Below are 249 nucleotides of genomic sequence, written 5' to 3' on the forward strand. Positions count from 1 at the left end.
CGCGTTGTCGTCTTCACCAAAGAGTTGCTGACCGAAGAGGAAGATCCTGAGTCTGCGGCAGTCGTCCGCTTTTGGGCATCGCGTACGCAGGTACGGATGCTGGCGCGCTGGGGCGTGGAAGTGGTCTCGCGCGGGCGGCCGATCTGCCCACAGTGCGGTCAACCTATGGAGCCCGAAGGCCATTTCTGTCCCAAAAAGAACGGATATAAACATTAGACCGGTAAAGCGCTCGCTGCACAATTCATGAGT

Annotated in this window: 1 protein-coding gene; it reads left to right on the plus strand. The window is 57.8% G+C overall.

The annotated features are described in order from the left end of the window. A partial coding sequence (locus SAZ04_RS22655) for a DUF3090 family protein (RefSeq protein WP_332699978.1) occupies window positions 1-216 on the plus strand: 216 nt, incomplete at its 5' end. Between the last annotated feature and the right edge of the window lie 33 nt (window positions 217-249).

The sequence above is a fragment of the Halalkalibacter lacteus genome (assembly GCF_036663595.1).
GTDB classification, from domain to species: domain Bacteria; phylum Bacillota; class Bacilli; order Bacillales; family Bacillaceae_D; genus Halalkalibacter; species Halalkalibacter lacteus.